This window comes from Camelimonas abortus (assembly GCF_042432745.1).
Lineage (GTDB): Bacteria > Pseudomonadota > Alphaproteobacteria > Rhizobiales > Beijerinckiaceae > Camelimonas > Camelimonas abortus.
The window spans coordinates 2,251,852-2,277,299 of record NZ_JBHLWR010000006.1 but is presented as its reverse complement, the minus strand read 5'-3'; the positions used below and the strand labels follow the sequence as shown (position 1 = coordinate 2,277,299).

At 69.2% G+C, this 25,448-nt stretch carries 22 protein-coding genes and 1 tRNA gene; 15 read left to right on the top strand and 8 right to left on the bottom strand.

Features of this window, described 5'->3' with window-relative positions; genetic code table 11:
* Window positions 1–9: 9 nt before the first annotated feature.
* A complete protein-coding gene (locus ACFFJB_RS12140) occupies window positions 10–861 on the bottom strand; it encodes a VOC family protein (RefSeq protein WP_376831599.1) in 852 nt (283 codons plus the stop codon).
* A gap of 184 nt (window positions 862–1,045) precedes the next feature.
* Here ACFFJB_RS12140 and ACFFJB_RS12135 point away from each other — a divergent pair.
* A tRNA-Thr gene (locus ACFFJB_RS12135) sits at window positions 1,046–1,121 on the top strand.
* Window positions 1,122–1,675: 554 nt separating this feature from the next.
* Here the strand turns inward: ACFFJB_RS12135 and ACFFJB_RS12130 are convergent.
* On the bottom strand, window positions 1,676–2,290 hold the full coding sequence (locus ACFFJB_RS12130) for a pirin family protein (RefSeq protein ID WP_376831598.1): 615 nt from the start codon (window positions 2,288–2,290) through the stop codon (window positions 1,676–1,678).
* Between the two features lie 187 nt (window positions 2,291–2,477).
* On the opposite strand from ACFFJB_RS12130, the gene ACFFJB_RS12125 reads away from it, so the two are divergent.
* Window positions 2,478–3,404, top strand: a complete 927-nt coding sequence (locus ACFFJB_RS12125; protein ID WP_376831597.1) for a LysR substrate-binding domain-containing protein — start codon at window positions 2,478–2,480, stop codon at window positions 3,402–3,404.
* 199 nt (window positions 3,405–3,603) lie between these two features.
* Here the strand turns inward: ACFFJB_RS12125 and ACFFJB_RS12120 are convergent, their stop codons facing one another.
* Window positions 3,604–4,233: a hydrolase gene (locus tag ACFFJB_RS12120; RefSeq protein WP_376831596.1), complete on the bottom strand. Its 630-nt coding sequence runs from the start codon at window positions 4,231–4,233 to the stop codon at window positions 3,604–3,606.
* An 839-nt stretch (window positions 4,234–5,072) separates the two neighbouring features.
* Window positions 5,073–5,966, bottom strand: a complete 894-nt coding sequence (locus tag ACFFJB_RS12115) for a LysR family transcriptional regulator (protein ID WP_376831595.1) — start codon at window positions 5,964–5,966, stop codon at window positions 5,073–5,075.
* 113 nt (window positions 5,967–6,079) lie between these two features.
* Here ACFFJB_RS12115 and ACFFJB_RS12110 point away from each other — a divergent pair, with 113 nt between their 5' ends.
* Entirely contained in the window at window positions 6,080–7,162 is a 1,083-nt protein-coding gene (locus ACFFJB_RS12110) for an HlyD family secretion protein (RefSeq protein ID WP_376831594.1), read from the top strand.
* Window positions 7,152–8,204: a DUF2955 domain-containing protein gene (locus ACFFJB_RS12105; RefSeq protein ID WP_376831593.1), complete on the top strand. Its 1,053-nt coding sequence runs from the start codon at window positions 7,152–7,154 to the stop codon at window positions 8,202–8,204. The genes ACFFJB_RS12110 and ACFFJB_RS12105 overlap by 11 nt, the downstream gene beginning before the upstream one ends.
* Window positions 8,205–8,444: 240 nt before the next feature.
* On the opposite strand, the gene ACFFJB_RS12100 is transcribed toward ACFFJB_RS12105, so the two are convergent.
* From ACFFJB_RS12100 to ACFFJB_RS12090, 3 genes are all read right to left on the bottom strand, one after another.
* Window positions 8,445–9,863 (bottom strand): aldehyde dehydrogenase family protein, encoded by a 1,419-nt coding sequence (locus ACFFJB_RS12100; RefSeq protein ID WP_376831592.1) that lies wholly within the window; start codon window positions 9,861–9,863, stop codon window positions 8,445–8,447.
* Between the two features lie 68 nt (window positions 9,864–9,931).
* Window positions 9,932–10,996: an NAD(P)-dependent alcohol dehydrogenase gene (locus ACFFJB_RS12095; protein ID WP_376831591.1), complete on the bottom strand. Its 1,065-nt coding sequence runs from the start codon at window positions 10,994–10,996 to the stop codon at window positions 9,932–9,934.
* A gap of 186 nt (window positions 10,997–11,182) precedes the next feature.
* On the bottom strand, window positions 11,183–12,538 hold the full coding sequence (locus ACFFJB_RS12090) for a cytochrome P450 (RefSeq protein WP_376831590.1): 1,356 nt from the start codon (window positions 12,536–12,538) through the stop codon (window positions 11,183–11,185).
* Between the two features lie 435 nt (window positions 12,539–12,973).
* Between ACFFJB_RS12090 and ACFFJB_RS12085 the strand changes: the two genes are divergently transcribed.
* The 10 genes from ACFFJB_RS12085 to ACFFJB_RS12040 all read left to right on the top strand — a co-directional run bounded on the left by ACFFJB_RS12085 (window position 12,974) and on the right by ACFFJB_RS12040 (window position 23,920).
* Window positions 12,974–13,882: a glutamine amidotransferase gene (locus tag ACFFJB_RS12085; RefSeq protein ID WP_376831589.1), complete on the top strand. Its 909-nt coding sequence runs from the start codon at window positions 12,974–12,976 to the stop codon at window positions 13,880–13,882.
* Between the two features lie 165 nt (window positions 13,883–14,047).
* A complete protein-coding gene (locus ACFFJB_RS12080) occupies window positions 14,048–15,883 on the top strand; it encodes an acyclic terpene utilization AtuA family protein (RefSeq protein ID WP_376831588.1) in 1,836 nt (611 codons plus the stop codon).
* Window positions 15,884–16,031: 148 nt separating this feature from the next.
* Window positions 16,032–17,090: an acyl-CoA dehydrogenase family protein gene (locus tag ACFFJB_RS12075; protein ID WP_376831587.1), complete on the top strand. Its 1,059-nt coding sequence runs from the start codon at window positions 16,032–16,034 to the stop codon at window positions 17,088–17,090.
* Between the two features lie 127 nt (window positions 17,091–17,217).
* A complete protein-coding gene (locus tag ACFFJB_RS12070) occupies window positions 17,218–18,216 on the top strand; it encodes an AAA family ATPase (protein WP_376831586.1) in 999 nt (332 codons plus the stop codon).
* A gap of 40 nt (window positions 18,217–18,256) precedes the next feature.
* Entirely contained in the window at window positions 18,257–19,798 is a 1,542-nt protein-coding gene (locus ACFFJB_RS12065) for a VWA domain-containing protein (protein ID WP_376831585.1), read from the top strand.
* Between the two features lie 132 nt (window positions 19,799–19,930).
* Entirely contained in the window at window positions 19,931–20,221 is a 291-nt protein-coding gene (locus ACFFJB_RS12060; RefSeq protein ID WP_376831584.1) for a YggT family protein, read from the top strand.
* A gap of 6 nt (window positions 20,222–20,227) precedes the next feature.
* Window positions 20,228–20,551 carry a DUF167 family protein gene (locus ACFFJB_RS12055; protein WP_376831583.1) on the top strand — a complete coding sequence of 108 codons (324 nt, stop codon included), beginning with the start codon at window positions 20,228–20,230 and terminating at the stop codon, window positions 20,549–20,551.
* Window positions 20,552–20,803: 252 nt separating this feature from the next.
* The gene (gene folD, locus ACFFJB_RS12050) at window positions 20,804–21,694 is read left to right on the top strand and encodes a bifunctional methylenetetrahydrofolate dehydrogenase/methenyltetrahydrofolate cyclohydrolase FolD (RefSeq protein WP_376831582.1); all 891 of its coding nucleotides are present in this window, start codon (window positions 20,804–20,806) and stop codon (window positions 21,692–21,694) included.
* Between the two features lie 355 nt (window positions 21,695–22,049).
* Window positions 22,050–23,309 (top strand): dual-specificity RNA methyltransferase RlmN, encoded by a 1,260-nt coding sequence (rlmN, locus tag ACFFJB_RS12045; RefSeq protein WP_376831581.1) that lies wholly within the window; start codon window positions 22,050–22,052, stop codon window positions 23,307–23,309.
* A gap of 26 nt (window positions 23,310–23,335) precedes the next feature.
* Window positions 23,336–23,920, top strand: a complete 585-nt coding sequence (locus ACFFJB_RS12040) for a hypothetical protein (protein WP_376831580.1) — start codon at window positions 23,336–23,338, stop codon at window positions 23,918–23,920.
* Window positions 23,921–23,929: 9 nt separating this feature from the next.
* Here ACFFJB_RS12040 and ACFFJB_RS12035 read toward each other — a convergent pair whose 3' ends face one another.
* Entirely contained in the window at window positions 23,930–24,583 is a 654-nt protein-coding gene (locus ACFFJB_RS12035) for a LysE family translocator (protein WP_376832682.1), read from the bottom strand.
* 259 nt (window positions 24,584–24,842) lie between these two features.
* On the opposite strand from ACFFJB_RS12035, the gene ACFFJB_RS12030 reads away from it, so the two are divergent.
* Window positions 24,843–25,418 carry a LemA family protein gene (locus ACFFJB_RS12030; protein WP_376832680.1) on the top strand — a complete coding sequence of 192 codons (576 nt, stop codon included), beginning with the start codon at window positions 24,843–24,845 and terminating at the stop codon, window positions 25,416–25,418.
* Window positions 25,419–25,448: the final 30 nt, after the last annotated feature.

Sequence of the window (25,448 nt, the reverse complement as noted above, 5' to 3'; positions counted from 1 at the left end):
CCGGGGCCGTCATGCCGGCGCCCCGGCGCGGATGATCACGTTCACCCCTGCCGGATCCGTCAGCGCCACGACGCCGTCTGCGCCGGGCGACGCGCCGGTGCGGGCGGCGATGGCGGCGACGCGCGCCGGCCCGTCCGCCAGCAGCTCGAAGGCGGCGAGGCCCGTGCAGGGACGCGCCGGCGCCGGTGCGCCGCGGCTGTTCCATACATTGGCGGCGACTTGGTGGTGGTAGCCGCCGGAGGCGAGGAAGACGGCGCCAGGATAACGGCAGGTCACGTCCAGCCCGGCGACGCCGGCGTAAAAGGCTTCCGCCGCCCGCAGGTCGCCGGTCTGCAGGTGGACGTGGCCGACGCGCGTTCCGGCCGGCGCGCCGCTCCAGTAGCCGGGCGCGCGCAACAGGGGGGCGAGGTCGAGCCGCAGCGTGTCCATCTGCACGAGGCCGTCGCGCCAGGTCCATTGCGCGGCCGGCTGGTCGGCGTAAACTTCGACGCCATTGCCCTCCGGATCCGCCAGGTAGATCGCCTCGCTCACCAGATGGTAGGCGGCGCCGCCGAGCGGCGCGCCCGCGCGCGCCGCCCACGCCAGCCAGCGGCCGAGATCTTCGCGTGAGGGCAGCAGGAAAGCGGTGTGGAACAGGCCGGGCTCCTCCGGGTCACGCCGGCGCGCCTGCGGGTCGTGGCGCAACGTCAGGAGCGGAACGCCGCCGGCGCCCAACGTCAGGGCGTCGCCAGCCTCCGCCAGGCGTTGCAGCCCGATGATGCGCTCATAGAACTGCGAGACCGTCGCCAGGTCATGCACGACCAGCTCCACCCTGCCGATGCGAAGCGGATATGTCGCGCTGGCGCCGGCGTGTTGCGTCATGGGCCTGTCCTCCAGCTGGCGCCCGGGCGGGCGATTCGGGCCGTTCTGGCGAACGTCCGGCGTGACTATAGCCGCATTTTCCCGGGGCGCGCCCATTCGCTGGCGCGCCGGACGTCGCGGCCTGTGACTTGCGGACGGAAGGGTCTTGCAATGCGCCCGGACTTGGGGCACAGAGGCTGCCGACGCCGCTTTAGCTCAGTTGGTAGAGCACATCATTCGTAATGATGGGGTCGCGTGTTCGAGTCACGCAAGCGGCACCACCTTCAGAAAACCGGTTCCAAACGCCAGCCTTTCGCCGCCGGGCAACCCGGTTGCGGTGCAAGGGCCATGGCGCTCATGGATTCCTGCCCAGGATGAACCGGCGCCGAACTGCGGGAGATTGGCGTTATTTACGCGCCTGCCGTCCGCGCAAGGAACCCCGCGAGGCTCGTCGGCAGAAGTCGCTCAATAATGGTCCACCCATGGCCGGCCAGTTCGTAACTGACCGCGGTTCATCCCGTTCCCCTCAGTCGGGAGCCCTGGATCACCTGCCGGCCGGAAAGCCGGTCATTTATGTGTGTGCGCCGTAATATCCCGTTGCCGTCGCGCTCCAGCCGGGAGGCGCGTCCGGAAACGGCGTCCCACAGGACGGATAGAGGCCGCCCCCCGTCCGCTTCCGGCCCCTGTCGCTACCTTCCAACTGTGCCGAGCCGAACCACGGGCGCGTGCGGATTGATCGAAAAGCAGACCATCACGCTGTCCTCGACCGCTGTCACCACCGTTCGACCCGGCTGGCGGATCAATCCCGTTTCGGCTTCGAGAAACGGCGCGCCATTCACCAGCACGTGACCCGTGAACACATAGAAGTAGCTGTCCCACCCGGGCGGGGGGGCGGTAACGCGGTCTCCGCTCCGCCGGACAGGCGGATGTCATGGAACTTCACGTCGTTGCGAACGAAGAACGGCGCGCCCGAGTTCTCGGGACCGAAAAGGTAGCGCCACTCATCCTGCCGCGACGGCGGCATTTCCCCGAACTGGACCAGGGGCTCAAGATCCGCGGCGCGCGGCCGCACGAAAATCTGCAGCATGCGCAGATACGGATCCGATGATAACACCCGTTCCTCATGCCAGAAGCCGGAACCGGCGTTCATGACCAACAGGCGCCTGTCATCGACGACGAGCTGACCGGCTGTCAGGTCGTTGTGCCGCATCACGCCGCCTGGCGTCCATGAGATGATCTCGTCATTGGCGTGCTTGTGAAGACGGATGTGCGCGCCAGGCTCCAGAGTGGATTCGACGATGAGCGCCAGCGGACCATGCCCGTGATCGGCGGGGGCCGGCAGGTTAAACCCGGGCGGATTGACATGCATCGTGAACTTTCCCTGGCGCCGTATGATCCGCGTCCTCGGCGCCTTGAAAATACCGTTGCTGGCGAGGTCTGTGGTCGACATGTGCGCCTCCGGGCGTACCTGCTTTGAGCCAAAGCCTTCCCCTGACGCAGGGCATTCCGCCAGTGCGCCGGTGCGTCCGGCCATTGGCCCAAGACTTTGCGCGGTTGATGCGAAGAACATATAAATTGAGCCGGTCACCGCGTAGCGACCTGTACCGGACCATCGCGTCCCATGGATGGAACGCGCAATGCAGGACCTGAACGACCTCTTCTACTTCGCCAAGGTGATCGAACACCGGGGCTTCGCCGCCGCGAGCCGGGCGCTTGGCGTGCCGAAATCTACTCTCAGCCGGAGGATCGCTGCGCTTGAGGAGCGGCTGGGCGTGAGGCTGCTGCAGAGAAATGCGACAAGGTTCTCGCTGACCCATATCGGCGACCAGTATTTCCGCCAGTGTCAGGCGATGATCGCCGAAGCCGAAGCTGCGCAGGAGGTGATCGACCGCACCACGGCGGAGCCGCGTGGGGTCATCTCCGTCACCTGCCCTGTGTCCCTGCTGCAGGCGCTTGTGTCGCCGATGGTGGCGCGGTTCCTGGCCGCCTATCCGCTGGTCACGGTCAATCTCGCGGCGACGAACCGGCGCGTCGATGTCATCGAGGAGGGCGTGGACGTCGCCTTCCGGGTTCGCTTTCCGCCGCTCGGAAACAGCAATCTGGTGATGAAAAATCTCGGCGACAGCGAACAGTTGCTGGTCGCGCACCCCGCCTTCCTGGATGAACATGGCCGTCCGGCCCATCCGCGTCAGGCGGCCGCCCTCCCGGCCATGGACCTCACGCGGATTACGCAGCGGCATGTTTGGGAGCTGACCGGCGAAAATGGCGACGTGATCTCCGTCCCCTTCCAGCCGCGCTATGTCACCGATGACATGGCGGCGCTACGCGACGCCGCCCTCAACAGGATAGGCATCGTTCAGCTGCCCGAGTACATGGTTCGCAACCATGTCAGCGCGGGAGAACTGGAGATCGTGCTTCCCCGGTGGAAGCCGAAGGCGGGCGTCATGCATCTCGTCTTCGCCTCACGCCGGGGCCTGGCTCCCGCCGTGAGACATTTCATCGATTTCATGGGAAAGGAATTCGCTCTGGCGTCTCGCGGCGCTCCAGCCGGGATCCCCTCCTGATATGGCCTGGCGAATTTGGGCCGGGACTCCGGGACTGATGATCACGTCATCGCCCCGGCGGCAGGTTCGCCCGCGGCGTCATCGTCCATTGGCCAGGGCGGCGTCCCTCCGGGCGCGCCCCGGGGGGCTGGAAGGCGAGCTTTCGTCGCCGGGCCTGCCATGGGCGGAAGGCGCGTGTCTGGCGGCCGCCAGGCGACGCTTATCTGGTTCCTTCCTTGAGACCCAGCAGCTGCCATTCCCAGCGAAGACCCTGGCCGAAGCCGCCGCCATGCTCCTCGAACAGCCTTGTGACGTCTCCAGCCGTCTCCTCGCGCGCCCAGTCCCGCTGCAACTCGCTGACATAGGACCAGGTGGTGGTCGGGATCGCACCGGCCTGGATCATGCGTTGCACGGCCATGTCGTGCGCCTCACGACTGGCTCCGCCGGAAGCATCCGTGATGAAATAGACGTCGTAACCGTCTCCCAGAGCGGACAGCACAGGCATCTGCAGGCAGACTTCCGTCCACAGGCCAGCCATGACCAGCTTCTTCTTCCCGCTCTTCCTGACCCAGTCAGTGACACGGGGGTCTTCCCAACTGTTAAGCGTGGTGCGGTCAACCGGCGCCTGTTCGGGGAACACGTCCTGGATTTCTTTCAGCAGCTCCTGTCGTTCAGCGAACGCTGTGGTCAGCAGCGTTGGCACGTTGAAAATCTTCGCCGCCTTGGCGACCGCCTGGGCATTGTTAATGACCTGAGACGCTTCATGCGAGCGAAGCGTCAGAAGTTGAAGATACTGATGGTCGATCAGAAGAAGCGCATGATTGTGAGGGGAAAGAAGCTCGGTCGACATTGTCTCTCTCCGTCGTCAGGGGTGAGTTTTTCTGGATGGGACGAAGGTAGGGCCGCTTCATTTTCCCGAGTAGGCGTCGATATCGGATCGTCGCGTCCCATGAGCGCAACGTATGGCGGATGCAGCCCCGTTAACGGACTGCGGCGGCGTCGCCTCTGGTGAGGTTGCGCTCATCGCGCCTGCGCCGTTCAGGCATGAGACGCGCATGTACGGTAACTGGCGCAGTCCGCAGCGTTCCTCACGGGAGATTTCCGGACGGGCCGTCTCGCGCCGGCCGCGCATCTGGGCCGGCGGTCATCAGGCGGGCGCTGGCTGTCGCCGGCGCAAGGCGCGCCCCCCGGCGTCGCCCAGGCGACCTTCCGTAATGGTCACGGTTCTCCCGGCTGAACTGACGCGCGCCTCAGCGAACGGGGCCCGGCAGGCGCAGGGGCGAAGCAGTCCAGCGCCAGCCCGCGCCGCCGATTGTTGAACCGTCGCCCCGCAGGGACGCCTGGCGCTGGTCGCCGACCCGCCGTCGCCGGATGTCATGCCTTCAGGCGCAAGAGCCTCTCCGTCCGCCGGAAGCTGATGTTCGCGCGCGTCAGTTTGGGATGACAGGCATCCGGAAGCAGGGCCAGCTGCTCCAGGCGGTCCCGGCGCTCGAGGACAAGGGGGGAGATACGCACGACCCGGGCGGAGCCTTTCGGGCGGATCAGTGCAGGAAACTTCAGGCGGGCTCATGCCCTGACCGAATCCGGACGCGCGCGGCAGGATCAGGCTCGAGGGCTTCCGGCAGGTCGTCTCCCGCCATCCGGTCAGCGAGCGGAAAGGACGGGGCGGCGGGAGGCATGCCGCAGCGGTCAGCCGCCCCTGATCCTGTCCGCCATGAAGTCGATGAACAGCCGCATGCGCGGCGGCAGGTGCGCGCGGGAGGAATAGACGACATAAAGGTTGATGTCGTCATGCTCATATGGCTCCAGCAGCCGGACCAGCCTGCCCGCCCTGATGTCTTCTTCGACATCCCAGAACGCCTTGTAGGCGACCGCGTGTCCGTCAACGGCCCATTGATGGATCAGCTCCGCGTTGTTTGACAGAAGCCGCCCGGTCACCCGTATTTCCGTCGGCCGGCCGTTCTCCCTGTACTTCCAGCGATCGAAAATGCGCCTGCCGCGGATCAGCCTCGCGCAGTCGTGACTGAGGAGATCTGCGGGACGCAGGACCGGCGGACGCTGCGCAAGATAGGAAGGCGACGCCACCGTCACGCGTCTGCTGCGCAGCAGGATGCGCCTGATCAGGCTTCCGTCTGCTGGTTCGTCCAGGAACAGGCCGATGTCGATCTCTTCCTCAAGGATGTCGACGTGGGCGTCGTTCAGGATGAGTTCGATGCTGATGTCTGGATAGCGGGCGGTGAACTCGGCGACCAGCGGCGCGATGCGCCTCCGGCCGATCTCGAGCGGTGCCCCGATCCGCATGTGACCGCGTGGCCGCCGCGAGCGCGCCATCACTTCAGCCTCGGCGGCGTCGATATCCCGGAGAATCGCCTCCGCGCGCTCAAGGAACGTGCTGCCCTCCTCCGTGAGGGTGAAGCGTCGGGAGCCTCGTTCGATCAGCCGTACGCCGAGTCTTTCCTCCAGCGCGGCGAGGCGCCTGCTGATGGCTGCAAGCGAGCCGTTGTTGCGGCGCGCAGCCTCCGAAAGGCTCCCCGCCGCCACGATCCGGACGAACAGGCGCAGGTCACTGATCTCGTGCGTCACGCGTCACCTTTCCACCTGGCGCAAGGATGCCTTCCGGTTCCGGCGCCTGCAAGCCATCGAGACCGCCGGCCACATAGCGACAGGCCAAGGGACTGAAAATGACTTGACCAGACATGACAGACACGGTTTCACGCCCCTCTCTCACGCCCGAGCAACGCTTCCGTCGAAGCGTGTTCACGTCGGCGGCGGCCGCGGCGCTCCTGCTGCTGTATGCGGTGATTGCGGACCGTTACATGCCGGTCACCCCGGAGGCGCGGGCGCTCTACGACACGGTGAGGGTGGCGCCGGAGGTGTCCGGCGCCGTCGTCAGGGTGAACGTCGCGAATAACCAGCCGGTTGAGGCCGGCCAGGTCCTGTTCGAGATCGATCCCTCCCGTTACGCGCTGGCGGTCAGGGCCGCCCAGCTTGCGATTGAACATGCTGGTCAGGCCAACCGGCAGCTGGACGCAGAGATTGCCGAGGCGGAGGCGGCTGTCGCCAGCGCCAGGGCGGCGGCGGCCGACCAGGTGCGCCAGGCCCGGCGCAAGACGGAGCTGAGCGAACGCATGGTCGTTCCGGTCAGTATGGCTGAAACGGCCGCCGCCAGGCGCGATGAAGCCCTGGCGGCCCTGCAGGCTGCGCAGGCGCGGCTCTCGTCAAGTCTCGTGCGGCGCGGCGACAGGGGGCCCGACAACCTTGCGATGCGAGAGGCCCGTAACAGGCTGGCCATTGCGCAACGTGAGCTGGCGTCGACCACCGTCGTCGCCGCTCAAGACGGCGTCGTAGCCAACATGTGGCTGCGTCCGGGCCACTATGTCGCCGCCGGCGCCCCCGTGCTGACGGTGGTCGGCCGGACGCCGACGATCGTCGCGGACTTCCGTGAGAAGGCCCTGACCCGGGTGCGCCCGGGCGATCGCGCGCTCGTCAGTTTCGACGCATTGCCGGGCCAGGTGTTCGCTGGCCGCGTCATCTCCATCGAAGCCGGCGTCGCCCAGGGTCAGGTCGACCCCGACGGTATGCTCGCCCGGACTGTAGAGACCGACCGCTGGATCCGCCGCGCCCAGCGCGTGCGCGTGAACGTGCGGCTGGACGCGCCGCCACGCCTCGTGAGCGGCGCCCGCGCCACGGTCCAGCTGGTTCCCCGTGGTTCTGCTGTTTTCCGTTTTCTGGCCAGGATCCAGATCGTCCTTTTCGCGCAGGCCCGCCATGTCTACTGACTTCGGTTCCCCCCTGGGCGCCAATGACTGGCGCCTCGCTTGCCGGATGACCTTCGGCGCCATCGCCGGCTGGGCGCTGGCCAGCCTTCTCTCCCTGCCGTACGCAGCCTTCCATGCAGTGTACCCGCTTGTGCTGATCGGTCTGTCGCCAGGGTTCGACCGGCATGTGGCGCTGCAGTTTCTGGCCGCTGCGCCCACCGGGATGATCGCCGCGGCGACCATGACCGGCGTGCTGTCGGTTCACCCGGTCCTCATGACGGCTTCATATCTGGGCTTCGCGCTCGCGTGCTTCCGCATGATGACCAGTCCGCGCAGGCTGTTCATGTTCGGCGCCATCTCGCTGAGCGTCTGCAGCGCGCTGGTCCACTACGGCAGCTATCCGCAGGTCCCGTGGGAGCAGCTTTACTGGTCCGCCGCCGGCGCCCTGGTTTTCAGCGTGGCGAGCTATTTCGTGGCGTTCGCCCTCTTCCCGGACGTGGAGCCGCGGACGCCAGCCGCGCCGCCGCCGCGCACGCCGGAGCAGCGCCGCCATCTCGTCGCGCTCTGCGCGCTCGCAGCCACCGGCTCGTTCGCATTCTTCCAGATGTTCGAGGCCAGTGACTCGCTCAGCGCCCAGATGGCGACGGTTCTGATCCTCCTTGGGCTGACCCATGACGGCATCTGGAACGCCGGCCGCACGCGCCTTTCCGGCTCCGTCATCGGGTCGGTCCACGCCACGCTGGCCCAGGTGGCGATCCAGAGCCACTCAGGATTCTGGCCTCTCACCGCGACCGTCTTCCTCGTCGGACTCCTGTGGTTCAGCGCCGGGCACGCCCGTAGCAGGACCGGGCCAGGCAAGGGATTCGCCGCAGTCACCGCCCTGGCGATACTGTTCGGCCAGCTCCAGCCTTCCGACGACCTGATCCAGAACGCGCTGTACCGCAGCGTTTCAGTCGTCGTCGCAATCCTGCTGATGCTGGTGTTTGTTTCGCTGCTGCACCGGATGCTGAACTGTCTGCGGGCGACGCGTTGGTCCGGCCAGACCCAGGGAAAGCTGGCGTAGTGGAGCCATGACCGCATGCGGCGGCGCCATTTCCCTGACATTTCCAGCATCTGAAGCGCAGGGGCGGCTGAGAGCGGAGGCGCTGCGCGCCCGCATGACGGCGCTTCGGCCATGGGCGGCGTCCGCCGGTGTCCGCGCGGCCAGGGAGCGTGGGGCGCAATGAAAAAGGCGGCGCGGATCGCCGCGCCGCCCCCGTTCCGGGCGTTGTGGGCCGCGTCCGCGGCCCGCGCTGTCGCCGTCTCAGGTCCGCGCCACGTAGATGGCCTGCGGCGCCATGTACTCCAGCAGGCCGTCCATGCCGTTCTCCACGCCGAAGCCGCTCTGCTTGTGGCCGGCGAACGGGGTGTCCGGACGCAGGTTGAGGTTCTGGTTGATCCACACGGTGCCGGTTTCGATGCGGCGGGCGATCTCCACCGCCTTATCCGTGTCCTTCGACCACACCGCGCCGGCGAGGCCATAGTCGCTGGCGTTGGCGCGCTCGATCACCTCGTCCACGTCGCGGAACCGCATCATCGGCAGGATCGGGCCGAACGCCTCCTCCTGCACCACCCGCGAGTCCTCCGGCGGATTGTCGACGATGGTCACCGGGATGAAGTAGCCGCCGTTGTCGGGCACGTCCGCGCCCTGCAGCAGGGTGAGGTTGTTCTTTTTCGCGTCCTCCAGCAGGTTGAGCACGCGCTCGTACTGGCGGCGGTTCTGGATCGGGCCGAGCATGGTGCCCTGCTCGGCGCCGTCGCCCACCTTCACCGCCCTGGCGATGCCATGCAGGCGGTCGCGCAGGCCCTCGTAAACGTCCTCATGGACATAGAGCCGCTTGGTGGCGACGCAGATCTGCGCCGTGTTGAAGAAGGCGCCGAAGAAGATCTTCTGCGCCACCTCGTCCAGGTCCACGTCCGGCAGCACGATGGCCGCGTCATTGCCGCCGAGCTCCAGGGTGACGCGCTTGAGATCCTTCGCCGCGTTGGCCAGCACGCTCTTGCCGGTGGCGGTGGAGCCGGTGAAGGAGATCTTGGCGAAGCCCGGATGCGCCGTCATCTGCGGCCCGAGCTGGTCGCCGCCCGAGACCACGTTGAGCACGCCCGGCGGGAACACGTCGCGGAACAGCTCGCCGATCTTCAGCGTGCACAGCGGCGTGAACGGCGAGGGCTTCAGCACCATGGTGTTGCCGGCGACCAGCGCCGGGCCGACCTTCCACATGGCCAGCGTCACGGGGAAATTCCACGGCGCGATGGCGCACACCACGCCCAGCGGCACGTAGCGGGTTTCGATGTACTGCGTCTCCGAATCCTCGGAGACATGCACCGGCGGCGTCATCTGCGAGACTGCCTGCAGCCACTGGGCCGCGCCATGGATCTCGAGCAGCGCCGCGTCCACCGGCCGGCCCTGTTCACGGGTGAACAGGCGGGCCAGCTCGTCGGCGTTGGCGGCCAGCGTCTCGCCGGCCTTGCGCACCAGCGCCTGCCGCTCCTCAATCGGCGTGTTCCGCCAGGTCCTGAACGCGGCGCGGGCGCTGGCCACGGCCTCGTCCAGCAGCTCCGGCGTGCAGTCCGGCGCCCTGGCGAAGGCCTGGCCGGTGGCGGGATTGATCACGTCGATGGTCGCGGCCGCGGAGACGCCCCGGCCGTTGATGGTCATGGTGTAATCGTCGTTGAAATTCATGGCGTATCTCCCCGTTTGGCCTGTCCGGGCGGGGCGTCCGGACAGGCGTCGTCGTTCAGGCGGCTTCTTCAGGCCGCTTCGCCAGTCAGCAGGACCACCTTGACGCACTCGCCCCGGTGCTGGGCTTCGATGGCCTCGTTGATCTGCTCCAGCGGCCAGGTCCGGATCATGCGGTCGAACGGCAGGTCGCCATTACGATAGTGCTGCAGCAGCTCGGGGAGAAACTCCTCCGGATTGCTGTCGCCCTCGATGATGCCCTTGATGGTGTGGCCGAAGGTCATCACCGTATTGACGTCGCTGGGCAGCTTCTGGCCCGGCGCGGCCACGCCCACGAGGCCCACCACGCCCTTGGGCGCCAGCGAGGCCATGATGGCCTCATGCACCTGCGGCAGGCCGGTGGTGTCGAAGGCGTAGTTCACGCCTTCCGGAACGATGGCGCGCACCGCCGCGGCCAGGTCGCTGGCGCTGGCCGGATCGATGACGTGGGTGGCGCCGAACTCCAGCGCCAGCTTGCGGCGCGCTTCGTGCGGCTCCACCAGGATGATGGTTCCGCACCTGCGGATTTTCGCGCCCATCACCGCGCTCAGGCCCACCGGACCGCCGCCGGTGACCAGCAGCGCCGAGCCTTCCTCGCAGGCCAGCGAGCGCATGACGCCGCCCGCGCCGGTCTGCACGCCGCAGCCCAGCGGGCCCATCAGCTCCAGCGGCAGGTCGTCGGGAATCTTCACCAGGTTGCGCTCATAGGTCAGCGCATGGGTGGCGAAGGACGACTGGCCGAAGAAATTGCTGCTCACCTCCGTGCCGTCGTCGGCGCGGAAGGCGCGGGTGCCGTCGGTGCGCATGCCCGCGTAATTGAGCATGGGCATGGTGAGGCAGTAGGCGGCGTCGCCGCAGTTGCAGCGCACGCAGGCGCCGCAGGAGCGGAAGGTGATGGCGACCCGGTCGCCCGGGGCGAATTTGGTGATCTTCGCGCCCACCTTCTCGACGATGCCCGAACCCTCATGGCCGAACACGGCCGGGGTCTGGATGGCGCCCGCTTCGCGGAACACCAGATCGGTATGGCACACGCCCACGCCGACGACGCGCACCAGCACCTCGTCGTCGCGTGGGTCATCAAGTTCAAGCGTCTGCAAGACAAAGGGTTGTCCGGCGCCAACGGCGACCGCGGCCTTTACTTTCATGGACAGGCTTCCGGCGTAAGGGAGAACTGCGCGCGGCCCCGCCGGACGGCAGGCGCAAATGGCCTGCGCCGGTCGGGGCGCGGGTCTGCTCCACGGCGAACGGGGCGGCGCGGCCTCGCCGCGCCGCGACGGCGCAGGTTACGCGGCTTCGGCGAGCGGCGGGGCCGAGTTGTCGCGCTCCCAGGCGATGGGCAGCGTCTTCGGCCCGATCACGAACACGCCCTCGGAGATTTTCATCTCGCCGTTGCGGCGCACGGAGGCGATGTGCGGCAGCAGCTCCTCGTAGAGGATGCGCATCTCGAGGCGCGCCAGATGCTGGCCGAGGCACACGTGGGCGCCGCCGCCGAAGGCGATCTGCCGGTTCGGGGTGCGGTCCAGCCGGAACTCGTAAGGGTTCTCGAACACCTCCTCGTCGCGGTTGGCGGACTCGTAGCAGAGCATGATCCAGTCGCCCCTGGCGATCTTGCGGCCGCGCAGCTCCGTGTCCTCGCTGGCCGAGCGCATGAAGGTCTTCACCGGCGTGGCCCAGCGGATCGCCTCGTCGATGAAGGCTCCGATCCTGGACGGATCCTGCTTCAGCTGCTGCAGGATGTCGGGGCGGTCCGCCAGCACCGACATGGCCCAGGCGGTGGTGGAGGAGGTGGTGTCGTGCCCTGCGGTGGCGACGATGGTGTAATAGCCGGCGGCTTCGCGCGGCGAGATCGGCTCGCCGTCGACCATCGCGTTGGCGATGACCGTGGCCAGGTCGTCCTTCGGCTCCTTGCGGCGCGCCTCGCTGATGGCGTTGAAGTAATTGGCGAAGTCATCAAGAACCATCTTGAGGATCATCGCCAGCTGGTCGGAGGTCATCTCGCCGAACACGCGGGCCTGTTCGGGGTCGCGCGCGCCGAACAGCTCCTGGGTGAGGCGCAGCATGCGCGGCTCGTCCTCCTCCGGCACGCCGAGAATGCTCATGATGACGTGCAGCGGATAGGCGAGCGCCACGTCCTTGACGAAGTCGCACTGGCCGTTGGTCTCAAGGAACTTGCGCACGTTCTTGCGCGCGATGTCGCGCACGAGATTCTCAAGCTTCTTGAGATTCTGCGGCATGAACCAGCTCTGGGTGAGGCCGCGGTATTTGGGATGGTCCGGCGCGTCCATCTGCACCAGCGTGCGCACCAGATGCGGCGAGCCGCCGGTGATCTCGCGGGCGCGCCTGTCGCCGGCCTTGTCGGTGAGGGTGGTCTGGCGCTCGCCGCTCAGGAACAGCTTGTTGTTGCGCGAGATGTAGGCCAGATCCTCGTGCTTGGTGACCACCCAGAACGGATCATAGCCCTCGACACTGGCGCGGCCGAGCGGATTGTTGGCCCGCAGCCAGCGGTGCGCCTCGGCGGTTTCGCCATTGGCGTAGCACTCGGGCCTCACCAGCTTGACGGCGATTTCCTGCGGAATGTCGATGGCCGGGTCATGCGCAGGCGCGCCATTGCCTGCAGCCGCCGCAGTCTGCTGCGTCATAAATCCCTCCCTTGGTCCCCGTCCCCGCGGGGCGTTATCGTGCGCCGGCGCGATCTGCGCGCGCCTGTGCGCGTGTCGCGTTCGTGCGTGCCGCCGGCCCAGCCGTGACGGCTGTTCCAGCATATATGGTACACATGTCTCACGCCACATCTATCATGCGATAGGCCAGATTATTTTTGTTCGCCCGAAGTTCAATAGCCGGCGCCGCCGGCCGGGCGGAGAATTTTTCACGGCGGCGACATGTTACGCCGCGCCGCGCCCGCCGCCGGAGCCCGTCGCGGCGTCTTTCCGCGGGCCGGCGCCGCGGCTTCCGCCAGCGCGGCGCCTTATTCGGCGGACATTTCCATCGCCACAGGGTGACGCCGCCGGCGCGACCCGGCACTATGGGGCGACGGGCGCGCGCCGGAGGGGCGGACTGACAGGGTTATCAAACGCATGGCGACACATTCAGTGGGGGCGGAGGTGGATCAGGAGCGTCTCGTGCGCCGTCGCGCCGCCACGCCGGAGCGGCGGCCGGTGCTCATCATCCTGCATCAGGAACGGTCGACGCCGGGACGCGTCGGCCGGCTTCTGGCCGAGCGCGGCCATCCCCTCGACATCCGCAGGCCGCGATTCGGCGACCCGCTGCCGGAAACCCTCGCCCTGCACGCGGGGGTGGTGATTTTCGGCGGGCCGATGAGCGCCAACGATTCCGACGACTGGCTGAAGGCCGAAACCGATTTCATCGGCCTGGCGCTGAAAGAGAACAGGCCGTTTCTGGGCCTGTGCCTCGGCGCGCAGATGCTGGCGCGCCATCTGGGCGGACGGGTGTTCGCCCATGCGGGCGGCCTGGCGGAGATCGGCTACTATCCCATCCGCCCGACGCCGGAGGGACTGGATTTCGCCCGCCGGCTGGGCGCGCCCTGGCCCACCCACGTCTATCACTGGCATCGCGAGGGCTTTGACACCCCGCCCGGCGCGGTGGCGCTGGCCGAGGGCGACGAGTTCCCGGTGCAGGCCATCCGTTACGGCGACACGGCCTTCGGCTTCCAGTTCCATCCGGAAGTCACCCACGCCATGGTCTACCGCTGGACGACGCTGGCGGCGTCGCGGCTCAACATTCCGGGCGCCCAGCCCGCGGCGGAGCATCATCGCGGCCGCTTCATGTACGATCCGGCCGTGCGGCTGTGGCTGGGCATGTTCCTGGACTACTGGCTGGAGAGCGGCGCAAGGCCGGCGCCGGCGCGCGAGCCGTCCTTCCCCGCCCGCCAGCCGCGTCACGCGCAGCCGGAGCTGGCCGGCGCCGGGGAGGGGCCGCATTTCGCCCCGCCGGAGCTGCCGCGGCCGGTGCGCCGCGGCGGCTGAGGCCCTGGCGGCCGACGCCCGGCGCGGCGTCGCCGGCGGTTCCGCCATGCGCTTCCGGCATGGGCGCGGCGGCAGGTCTGGCGCCCGTCACATGGCGCATTGCCGCGGCGGCGGAAGGGTTGTAACCTTGTCGCCAATCAAACGATTGTTCGGGAGTGCTGACGTATGGCAGGCGCACGTGCCGTAAGGATAGGCGGGGCCGGAGGATTTCTTGGCGATTCGCAGGTGGCCGCGCCCCAGCTGATCGCTGGCGGAAATCTGGACTATCTGGTGCTGGACTATCTGGCCGAGGCCACCATGTCGGTGCTCGGCCGCGTGCGCCGCAAGGCGCCGGCGGAAGGCTACGCCCGCGACTTCACCGACTGGGTGTGGAAGGACAATCTCGCCGCCATCCGTGAAAAGAAGGTGCGCATCGTCACCAACGCCGGCGGCGTCAATCCGCACGCCTGCCGCGAGCGCATGGAGAAGATCGCCGCCGAGGCGGGCTATTCCTTCAGGATCGCGGTGATCGAGGGCGACGACCTCATCGGCCGCGTCGGCGAGTTCGCCGGCGAGAAGGAGATGTTCAAGGGCGACGCTTTCCCGGCGCCGGAGACGGTGCTGAGCGCCAACGCCTATCTCGGCGCCTTCCCGATCGTCCGGGCCCTGGCGGAGGGCGCCGACGTGGTCATCACCGGCCGCGTGGTGGATTCGGCCCTTACCCTTGGCCCGCTGGCGCATGAGTTCGGCTGGAAGCCCACCGATTACGACCAGCTCGCCGCCGGCTCGCTCGCCGGCCACGTCATCGAGTGCGGCGCCCAGGCCACCGGCGGCCTGTTCACCGACTGGGAGGACGTGCCGGACTGGGCCCACATCGGCTATCCGGTCATCGAGTGCCACGCCGACGGCTCCTTCGTGGTCACCAAGCCGGAAGGCACCGGCGGCCTCGTCACCCCGGCGGTGGTGGCCGAGCAGATTCTCTATGAAGTGGGCGATCCGCAGGCTTACGCCCTTCCGGACGTGGTGTGCGACTTCTCCGCCGTCACCGTTAAGCAGGTGGGCGAGAACCGGGTGCTGGTGGAGAATGCGAAGGGCTATGCGCCCTCCGGCTGCTACAAGGTCTCCGTCACCTACACCGACGGCTGGCGCTGCATCGCCCCCATGCCGGTGGTGGGCCGCGACGCCGCCCGCAAGGCGCGGCGCCAGGCCGAGGCGGTGCTCACCCGTCTCGACGAGCTGCTGCGCCAGCGCAACCTCGGTCCGTTCCGCGCTACCCGCGTGGAGATCCTCGGGGCCGAGTCGAGCTACGGCGCCCAGGCGCGTGATCTCGGCGTGCGCGAGGTGGTGACCCGCATCGGCGTGGAGCACGACGACCGCCGCGCCATGGAGCTGTTCCTGCGCGAGTTCGACGCGCCCACCACCTCCATGTCGGTGGGCACCACCGGCTGGTTCTGCGGGCGTCCGGCCATTTCGCCGGTGGCGCGGGTGTTCTCCTTCCTGCTGCCGCGGGAAAAGGTGACGCCGGTGGTGGCGATCGGGGATCAGCGCATTCCGGTGCAGGAGGGCCCCTCGCCGCAGCCGTTCGATCCGGCGAAGCTGGTGCGGCCGCAGGTCGTCGATGGCGAGATTCCCGCTGGCGAGGAGGTGGAGGTTCCGCTGGTGGAGATCGCCTGGGCCCGCTCCGGCGACAAGGGCGACGCCTTCAACATCGGCGTCATAGCCCGCCATCCGGCGCTGCTGCCGGTGATCCGCCGGGCGCTGACCCCGGAGGCGCTGCTGACCTTCTTCGCCCATGAGTTCGAGGGCGCGGCGAAGCCCGAGGTGCGCGCCTACGAGCTGCCCGGCCTCAACGCCCTGAACTTCCACCTGCTGGACGCCCTGGGCGGCGGCCAGTTCGCCAGCCTGCGCATGGACCCGCTGGCCAAGGGCAAGGCGCAGCAGCTGCTCGACATGCCGGTGAAGGCGCCGGTGAGCCTGCTGAAGCTGGCGCAGAAGCCGCGTTCGGCCAGCGCCGCGGCCTGAGCCGCCGCGCGGTCCCGTTCCTGACGGCGGGAGGCTCCGGCCCCCCGCCGCGCCGGCCCGGGCGGGCCGCCAGCACCATACGGCGCCGGGGAGCGCCGCCGCAGCGGGGCGCCGGCGCGTTCCGCCGCAACAGGAAAGGGAGGGGCGCATGAGCGCAGCGGCCGACACTGCGGCCAACGCCGCGGGCAGGACCGTGAGCCGCCGGTCCGCCGGCGCGTGGATGGAGGAGGCGCGGCGTCGCGGGCTGTTTCGCGTCGGCCTGCCGGCCCCCTGGGGCGACGGGGGCGGCTACGCCGCCATCGCCGCCACGGCGCGGGCGCTGACGCTGGAGGCAGGCGACCCCACGGTGGGCATGGCGTTCGCCGTCCGCCAGCTCATCTGCCGTTCGTTCATCGCCGCGCACGGCTCGCCCGCCCAGAAGGAGCGCTGGCTGCCCGCGCTCGCTTCCGGCGACATCATCGCCGTTTCGCTCGCCGTGTCGGAGCCGGACGCCGGAGCGCGGCCGAAGCTGCTGAAAACCCGCGCCACGAAGGCGCAGGGCGGCTGGCGCGTCAGCGGCCGCAAGGCCTGGGTCACCAACGCCCCGGTGGCGGGGCTGATCGTGGTGATCGCCATCATCGGCGAGGAGGACGGCCGCAAGCGTTTCGGCGCCTTTCTCACGCCGGGCGACGCGCCCGGGCTCGACATTCAGGCCGGGGCGGACGCCGGCCAGCATGGCAGGCACTGTCCGGTGGTTCTTGACGACGTGTTCCTGCCGGACGACGCCCTGCTGCCGGTGGAGGGCGACGCCTTCGCCGCCCTCGCGCTGCCGTTCCGCACGCTGGAGGACTCCGTGGGGCTCAGCGTCCAGGCGGCGGCGTTTGAGCGGCTGTTGCGCCTGGTGGCCCGCGCCGCACCGGACGACGCCAATGGCGAGATCGGCGCGCTCGCCGGTTTCGCCGCGCTGATGCGTCAGGGCGCTGCGGTCGCGGCGCAGGCGCTCGACGTCGCGGCCGGTCGCGACGGTCATGACATTGCGACCGTTGTCGGCGTAAAGAACCTGCTGGAGCTCGCCCTGCCGCGGCTGGAGGCGCTGCCTGGCGGCGGCGCGGCCGGGGAGGAGGCGCAGGGGCTGCTGAAGTGGTTCGCCCTGTGGGCGGGCGTCGCCCGCCACGCCCGCGCCGCCTATCAGGAGCGGCTGGCCGCCGGCGTGCGCGCCGGAGACTGAGAGATTTCCGCCAGCCGGCCCGGTCCGCGCGATCCGCCGGCGGCCTGTTCACCAACGGCGCCGCGGCGCGGTTGACCCGACACGACCGGCATCGCGCTGATCCGGACAAAGAGGCCCGATCATTTCCATGACCACCGTTCTTCACCAGACCGCGACCGGCGCCGGCGCCCTGCGCGCCGTCAATGACGCTCCGCGCACCCCGGCCGAGAGCGTCGCCGACATTCACCGGCTCCTTGGCGAACAGGGCTACATCGCCTCCGACGCCATCGCCACGGCGCTGTTCATCGCGCAGCATCTCGGCAAGCCGATGCTGGTGGAGGGTCCGCCCGGCGTGGGCAAGACCGAGCTCGCCAAGGCGGTGAGCGCCATCACCGGCAAGCCGCTGATCCGCCTGCAGTGCTATGAGGGCCTGGACGAGGCCAAGGCGCTGTACGAGTGGAAATACTCCAAGCAGCTGCTCTACACCCAGGTGCTGAAGGACAAGCTGGCGGACCTGCTCTCCGGGGCGGAGGGGCTGAAGGCGTCGGTGGCGCGCCTGCACGAATTCGACGACACCTTCTTCTCCGAGGAGTTCCTGGAGCCGCGCCCGCTGCTGAAAGCGCTGCGCGAACCCGGCGGCGCCGTGCTGCTCATCGACGAGATCGACAAGGCGGACGACGAATTCGAGGCCTTGCTGCTGGAGCTGCTGTCGGACTACCAGATCTCCATTCCGGAGCTGGGACCGGTGCGGGCGCAGACGACGCCCATCGTTTTCCTCACCTCCAACAACACCCGCGACCTCAGCGACGCGCTCAAGCGCCGCTGCCTGCACCTGCACATCCCCTTCCCGGACGAGGCGCTGGAGCGGGCCATCATCCGCTCGCGCGTGCCCGAGGCGGAGGAGAAGCTGCGCGTCCAGCTGGTGTCCTTCGTGCAGTCCCTGCGCGAACTGGACCTGAAGAAGGTTCCGGCCATCAGCGAGACCATCGACTGGGCCCGCACCCTGGTGCTGCTGCACGCCCGCGAGCTGGACCGCGCCCTGGTGGAGAACACCCTCAACGTGTTGCTGAAATTCCAGGACGACATCGAGCGCGTCGGCGGCAAGCTCAACGAGCTGGTCGGCAAGGCCAGGTCCGGGCTGGGCTGAGGCCGGCGGGCGCAGGCGAAAGGCGCCGCGAAGGAATGTCATGACCCAGGTTCTCGGTGAATTCATCAGGGCGCTGCGCGAGGCCGACGTGCGCATCTCGCCGGCGGAGGTCATCGACGCCGAGGCGGTGCTCGCGCTCGTCGGCTACGAAAACCGCACGCTGCTGGCCCACGGCCTCTCCCAGGCCCTGGCCAAGTCAGACGCCGACAAGGCGGCCTTCTGGGACGTGTTCGACCGCTTCTTCGCCTTCGCCCCGTTCTCGGAGCGCCCCGCCGCGGAGCAGGCCGGTCCGGACGGGGGAGACGATCAGGAGCGACGTGAGGCGGACGGGGCCGCCGACGCGCCCCGGGACGAGGCGGCGGTCACCGGCATGGCCTCCGCCGGCGGCGAGGGCCAGGGCTCGGGCGCGGCCAGCGGCAAGGGCGACGGCGCGCTGAAGGGCAAGGGCGACGCCGGCGCCGGGGCCCCTGGCGAAGCCGCGGCCGCGCCGGTGACCGGCCCTCACGGCGAGACGCTGACCGCCGCCGAGGAGCTGGCGCGCCTGCTGGAGCGCGGCGATTCAGCCAGTCTCGCCCTGCGCGTCGCCGAGGCGGCGCAGCAGGCCGGGCTCAGCGACATCAGGTTTTTCACCCAGCGCGGCATGTACCAGTGGCGCATCCTGCAGCTGATGGGCAGCGAGGAGCTGGGCCGCTGGATCGACCAGGCGGAGCATGGCTCCAACGCCGCCGCCGCGGCCCGCGCCGCCCGCCTGCGCGGCCTGCGCGCCGCGCTGCACGACCAGGTGCGGGATTACGTGGAGACGCAGCTGCAGCTGTTCGCCGGCAATGAGGGGCGGCGGCTGCGCGAGGACATGCTGGCCAGCCAGCGCATCGGCCAGCTCGACCGGTCGGACATGCAGATCATGCAGGGGCTGGTGCGGAAAATGGCCAAACGCCTCATTTCCCTGCATTCGCGGCGGCGCAGGAAGGCGCGCCGCGGCGTGCTGGACGCGCGCCGCACCATCCGCGCCAACATGCAGTATGAGGGCGTGCCGTTTCACACCATCTGGCGGCGCACGAAGGTGGACCGGCCGAAGGTGATGCTGGTCTGCGACGTCTCCGGCTCGGTGGCGCAGGTGTCGCGCTTCCTGCTGCTGTTCATGCACTCGCTGCACGAGGTGTTGCCGGAGGTGCGCTCCTTCGCCTTCTCCAGCAATCTCGGCGAGGTGACGGAGCTGTTCGGGAATTACCCGCCGGACGTGGCCATGGGCCGCACGCTGCAGCGTTTCGGCGGCTCCACCGACTATGGCCACGCCCTCAGCGATTTCGCCCGCCTCGCCCTCGACGACGTGGACCGGCGCACCACGGTGATCATTCTCGGCGACGCCCGCAACAACAACGGAGACCCCAGGGCGCACATCCTGCAGGCCATCCAGCAGCGGGCGAAGCAGGTGCTGTTTCTCAACCCCGAGCATCGCAGCCGCTGGGGCACGGGCGACAGCGTCATGCCGGTCTACGCCGCCTATTGCAACCGCGTCATCAGCTGCGGCTCGCTGAAAGAGCTGGAGCGGGTGGTCTCCGACCTGCTGCGCACCGCCGCCTGACCGGCCGGTCTCCGGCGCCCCGGAGGCCGGGAGGCGGCGCGCGGATATCGGCTACCCCGGACCGCGCCGCCTTGTGCGCGGCCGGGTTAGCGGTTAAACCGGCATGAAATTTTCCCTGAAGGTGAGAGGCACATGCGCGCGATCCTCGACGTCGTGATGGTCGTTCTCGACATTTACACCTGGCTCATCATTGCGTCGGCGGTGTTGAGCTGGCTGATCGCCTTCAACGTCATCAACATGCGCAATGATCTTGCGCGCAGCGTCTGGAATTTTCTTGAGCGCGTCACCGAGCCGGCGCTGCGCCCCATCCGCAACGTCCTGCCGAATCTTGGCGGCGTCGACGTTTCGCCGGTGATCCTGCTGCTGATCATTTTCTTCGTGCAGCGGGTGATCGTGCTTTACGTCTATCCGGCGGTGATCTGAACGGCCATGGCGGACGTTCCGTGGCGCATTGAGGGCGGCGCGCTGAAGATCGCCGTGCGTCTCACGCCCCGGGGCGGCCGCGACGGACTGGACGGCGTGGAGGTGCGCGACGACGGCCGCCCGGTGCTGAAGGCGCGGGTGCGCGCCGCGCCCGAGGACGGCGCCGCCAACGCCGCCCTGGAGCGGCTGCTGGCGAAGACGCTCGGCGTCCCGGCCTCCCGGGTGGCGGTGACCGCCGGCCATACGGCGCGGGTGAAGACCGTGTGCGTGTCGGCGGACGCGGCGCGGCTGGAGGATCTGGCCGGCGCGCTCGCCCGTCTCGCCCACTGAAAGGCTGGCTTCACGAAGAATTGCCCCGTCGCGGAAAGTGACGCCCCGGCAGGCGCGCGGCCCCGCGAAAATGCTGGACAGCCCCGGGCGTTCGCGTCACTAACGCGGCGGCGGGACACCACGCGCCAGATGTCTGGATGTGCGTTGCGGCCGGCGGGGCTTCCCTGTCCGGTCCTTTTCGTTTTCCCGGGCGTCCGGCGCTGCTGCGCCGCGACCATTGAACACCGTCACCGAACCCCTGGAGTGGAGCCCATGAGCGCGACCATCATTGACGGCAAGAGCTTCGCGGAAGGCCTGCGCGGCCGCATCGCCGCGACGGTGGAGAAGATGAAGGCGCAGGGCGTGCATCCTGGCCTCGCCGTGGTGCTTGTCGGCAATGATCCCGCCAGCGAGGTCTATGTCAGCTCCAAGGCGCGCCAGACGGTGGAGGTCGGCATGCGCTCCTTCGAGCACCGCCTGCCGGCCGACGCTTCGCAGCAGGAGCTGGAGGCGCTGGTCGCACGCCTCAACGCTGATCCGGAGGTGGACGGCATCCTCGTGCAGCTGCCGCTGCCGGCCGGCCTGAACGCCGAGCCGGTGATCGCCGCCATCCATCCGGACAAGGACGTGGATGGCCTCACCCACATGAACGCCGGCCGCCTCGCCAACGGCGCCGTCGGGCTGGTTCCCTGCACGCCGCTGGGCTCGATGATGCTGATCCGCTCGGTCATGCCCGACATCGCCGGCAAGACAGCCGTGGTCGTCGGCCGCTCGAACCTGGTGGGCAAGCCTGTCGCCCAGCTGCTGCTCGCCGCCAACGCCACCGTCACCATCGCCCATTCCCGCACCCGGAACCTGCGCGAGGTCTGCCGCGGCGCCGACATCCTGGTGGCCGCCGTCGGCCGGCCGGAGATGATCCGCGGCGATTTCATCAAGCCCGGCGCGGTGGTCATCGACGTGGGCATCAACCGCATCCCCGCGCCGGAGCGCGGCGAGGGCAAGACGCGTCTCGTCGGCGACGTCGCCTTTGGCGAGGCGAAGGAGGTCGCGGGGGCCATCACCCCGGTTCCGGGCGGCGTCGGTCCCATGACCATCGCCTGCCTGCTGGCCAACACGCTCACCGCCGCCAGCTTGCGGCGCGGCCTCACGCCGCCCACATTCTGAGATCACCGGGGGCGCTGACGGCATCCGGCGCGCGCGCCCTGGGGCAGGCCCGGCTCTCCTCCGGCGCGCGCCGGCTGGGCGGGCGGCGGCGGTTGTGATACACCGCGGCGGACCGCCGGCCGCATCCGCGGCGCGAGCCGTCGCTGCCGGCGGGGCGGCGGCCCAGCGTTTCCGCCGCCCGCGTTGCGTTTGCAGGCGTCTTGCGGCGGCGCGCGCCGTCGCCGCACGGCGCGGACGGGCTCATGCGCCGCCGCGCCCTTTCGTATTCCCGCGATGGCGGCGGCGCCGGCCATCGCAGTTTCCGGCGTCAGGCCCCGTGCGGGCGCAGGCTCGCCGCACACAGTTTCGGACCGCCATGACCGTGCTGATCGACATGAAACCGACCGCTTCCTCCGGCGACGCCGCCGTCCAGGGCGCCTGCGCGCCTGCTCCGGCCGTCGCGTCCGCGCCGCGGCGGCCGTCGCTCGCCGGCCTGTCCCGGGCGGCGCTGCGGGAGGCCGTGGCGCGCGTCGGCGTTCCGGAGAAAGAGCAGCGCATGCGCGCGGCCCAGCTGTTCAACTGGATCTATGTCCGCGGCGCCGCCAGCTTCGGCGAGATGACCACCATCTCGAAGTCGCTGCGCGCCACCCTGGCCGAGCATTACACGCTGGACCGGCCCGAGGTGGTGTCCGAGCAGATCTCCGTGGACGGCACCCGCAAGTGGCTGCTGCGCATGCCGCCCGCAGGCCCGCATGACCGCGGCGCCGAGATCGAGTGCGTTTTCATCCCCGAGCCGGACCGCGGCACGCTGTGCGTCTCCAGCCAGGTGGGCTGCACGCTGAACTGCACCTTCTGCCACACCGGCACCCAGCGCCTGGTGCGCAACCTGACCGACCAGGAGATCGTCGGCCAGGTGCTGGTGGCCCGCGACCGGCTGGGCGACTGGAACGCCGCCGGCGCAAGACCGGCCCGGCGCGATGACGACGCCCCTCCGCCCGGCCGCCAGGTCACCAACATCGTGCTCATGGGCATGGGCGAGCCGCTGTACAATTTCGACAATGTGAAGACGGCGGTGGAGACCATCAGCGATGGCGACGGCATCGGCCTCGGCCGGCGCCGCATCACCCTCTCCACTGCGGGCGTCGCGCCGATGATCGCGCGCGCCGGCGCGGAGATCGGCGTCATGCTGGCGATTTCGCTGCACGCCCCCACCAACGAGATCCGCGACCAGCTGGTGCCGCTGAACAGGAAGTACCGGATCGAGGACGTGCTGGAGGCCTGCCGCAACTATCCCGGTCTCTCCAACGCGAAGCGCATCACCTTCGAATATGTGATGCTGAAGGGCGTCAACGACAGCCCCGCCCATGCGCGCGAGCTGGTGCGGCTGCTGCGGGGCATTCCCGCCAAGATCAATCTCATTCCGTTCAACCCCTGGCCGGGCACGAAATATGAGTGCTCGGACTGGGAGACCATCGAGGCGTTCTCTGACATCGTGTTCCGGGCCGGCTACGCCAGCCCGGTGCGCACGCCGCGCGGGCGCGACATTTTCGCCGCCTGCGGGCAGCTCAAGAGCGAAACCGAAAAACTGCGCGCCCGCGCCCGGCTGATGCTGGAGGAGGGCGGCGCGCCGGCCTGAGGGCGCGGCGACGCCAGGGAGAAGGCATGGGGGTTATCGGTCGGGCGTTTCTGGTGCTGTTCGCCCTGTGCTGCGCGTTCGCGGTCTGCGCGCTGATGCTTGGCGTCGTCGCGGTGGTCGAGCCTGGCGTCGGCGCCATGGCGGCGTTCGCCTTCCAGACGTTCATCGACCGCGCCTTCAGCCTGGCCCTGGATTATGACGATCCTCGCGCCGCCTTCGACCTGCTGGCGCGGCTGTGGGGGGTGATGGCCGTGCTGCTGGCCGGGCCGGTGACGCTGGTGGGGCTTACCGGCGAAATCGCCCGCATCCGCAGCTATGTCTGGTATTCGGGCGGTGCCGGCGCGGTCACGGCGCTGCTGCCGTGGCTGGCGCGCGCCGGCTATGGCGACGGCGCCGTCGCCGGCACGTGGGGCGAGGGCCGGGTGACGCTGGCCCTGTTCCTGTGCGGGGCCATGGCCGGCCTCGCCTACTGGACCGTCGCCGGTCGCAGCGCGGGGCGGCAGGCCGCGAGCGCCGCGCCGCCCGCGCCCCCGGTTGCGCCGCCGGCCGCTTCTTCCTCCGCGTCTTCTTCCCCTGCTTCTTCCATGACGCCTCCGGCCGGAGGCGCCTGAAGCCCGGCCTTACAGGCCCCGGCTCTGGGTGGCGAGAATGTGAAGGGCGAACAGCCCGAACACCCCGGCGAACACGTAGTCCAGCGCGCGCAGCAGGCGCGGGCGCGCCCGCACGCCCTTCACGATGCGTCCCGCCGCCAGCACCAGCAGCGTGGACATGGGCGTGGTGAGAATGACGAACCACACCCCCAGAAACGCCAGCTTGCCCATGGCGTGCGGATCGCTGGCGCTGACGAACTGCGGCAGGAAGGTCACGAAGAACAGCACGATCTTCGGATTGGTGAGGTTGACGCCGAGCCCGGCAAGATAGGACTGCAGCAGGGTGGGGGCGCGCCGGGCGGGGCGGGCGTCCTCGAGACTGAGCGCCGAGCCGTGACGGATGGCGCCGATGGCCAGCCACAGCAGATAGCCGGCGCCCACCGCCTTGAGGATGGTGAAGGCGGTGGCCGAGGCGGCCAGCAGCGCCGAGACGCCGAGGGCCGCAAGCAGCGTGTGGGTGAGGCAGCCCGTTTCGGCGCCGGCGACGGCGGCCAGGGCGGACCGGCGCCCCTCGGCGACGGTCTTCGCCAGGAACAGGCTCATGTCCGGCCCTGGCGTCACGAACAGCACAAGGCAGGCGAACGAGAAGGAAAGCAGGACCGGAAGGTCCGGAATGAAGGTCATGAGGACGGCCTTTCGCAACGGCGGCTGTTCCGGACGAAGAAGGTCGCCTCTGAAACCGTTCGCCGTTATCATGGCGTTATTATCGTCGCGCGCGCCGTTCGCCATTGCGGCGCGTTATCGCTGCGGCGCCGCCCGGAAGGGCCGCGCGCCGGCGCGGGGCGCTATCCCGCGCATGTCGCAACGTCCGGGCGCGCGGGCCGCAGACCCTCCGCCGCCCGCCAGACAGGAGGCGCAAGTGGCGCTCTTTTCCCGCATCCGTATGGCGCTGGCCGCGCTCGCCATCGCAGTTCCGCTCGCTGGCTGCGGCCAGATCAACGCCGTTCCGACCTTGGAGCAGCAGGCGAAGGCCAGGTGGGCTGAGGTGCAGAACCAGTACCAGCGCCGCGCTGATCTGATCCCCAACCTGGTGGAGACCGTCAAGGGCTACGCCCGGCACGAGCAGGACACGCTGACCGCCGTGGTCGAGGCGCGGGCGAAGGCGACCCAGGTGAAGGTGGACGCGGGCACGCTCACTGATCCGGAGAAGTTCCGGCAGTACGCCGAGGCGCAGTCCCAGCTCAGCGGCGCTCTCAGCCGTCTGCTGGTCACCGTCGAGCGCTATCCGGACCTGCAGGCCAACCAGAACTTCCTGGCGCTGCAGTCGCAGCTGGAGGGCACGGAGAACCGCATCGCCGTGGCGCGGCGCGACTACATCGAGGCGGTGCGCGCCTATAACACCGAGCTCACCACCATCCCCGGCGCGTGGATCGCGAAGATCCTCTATCCGTCCGCAAAACCCATGGAGACCTTCTCCGCTGCGGAAGGGGCGCAGACCGCGCCGTCGGTGAAGTTCTGATCTCCCGCGCCCGGCCCCTCGCCGGGCGGG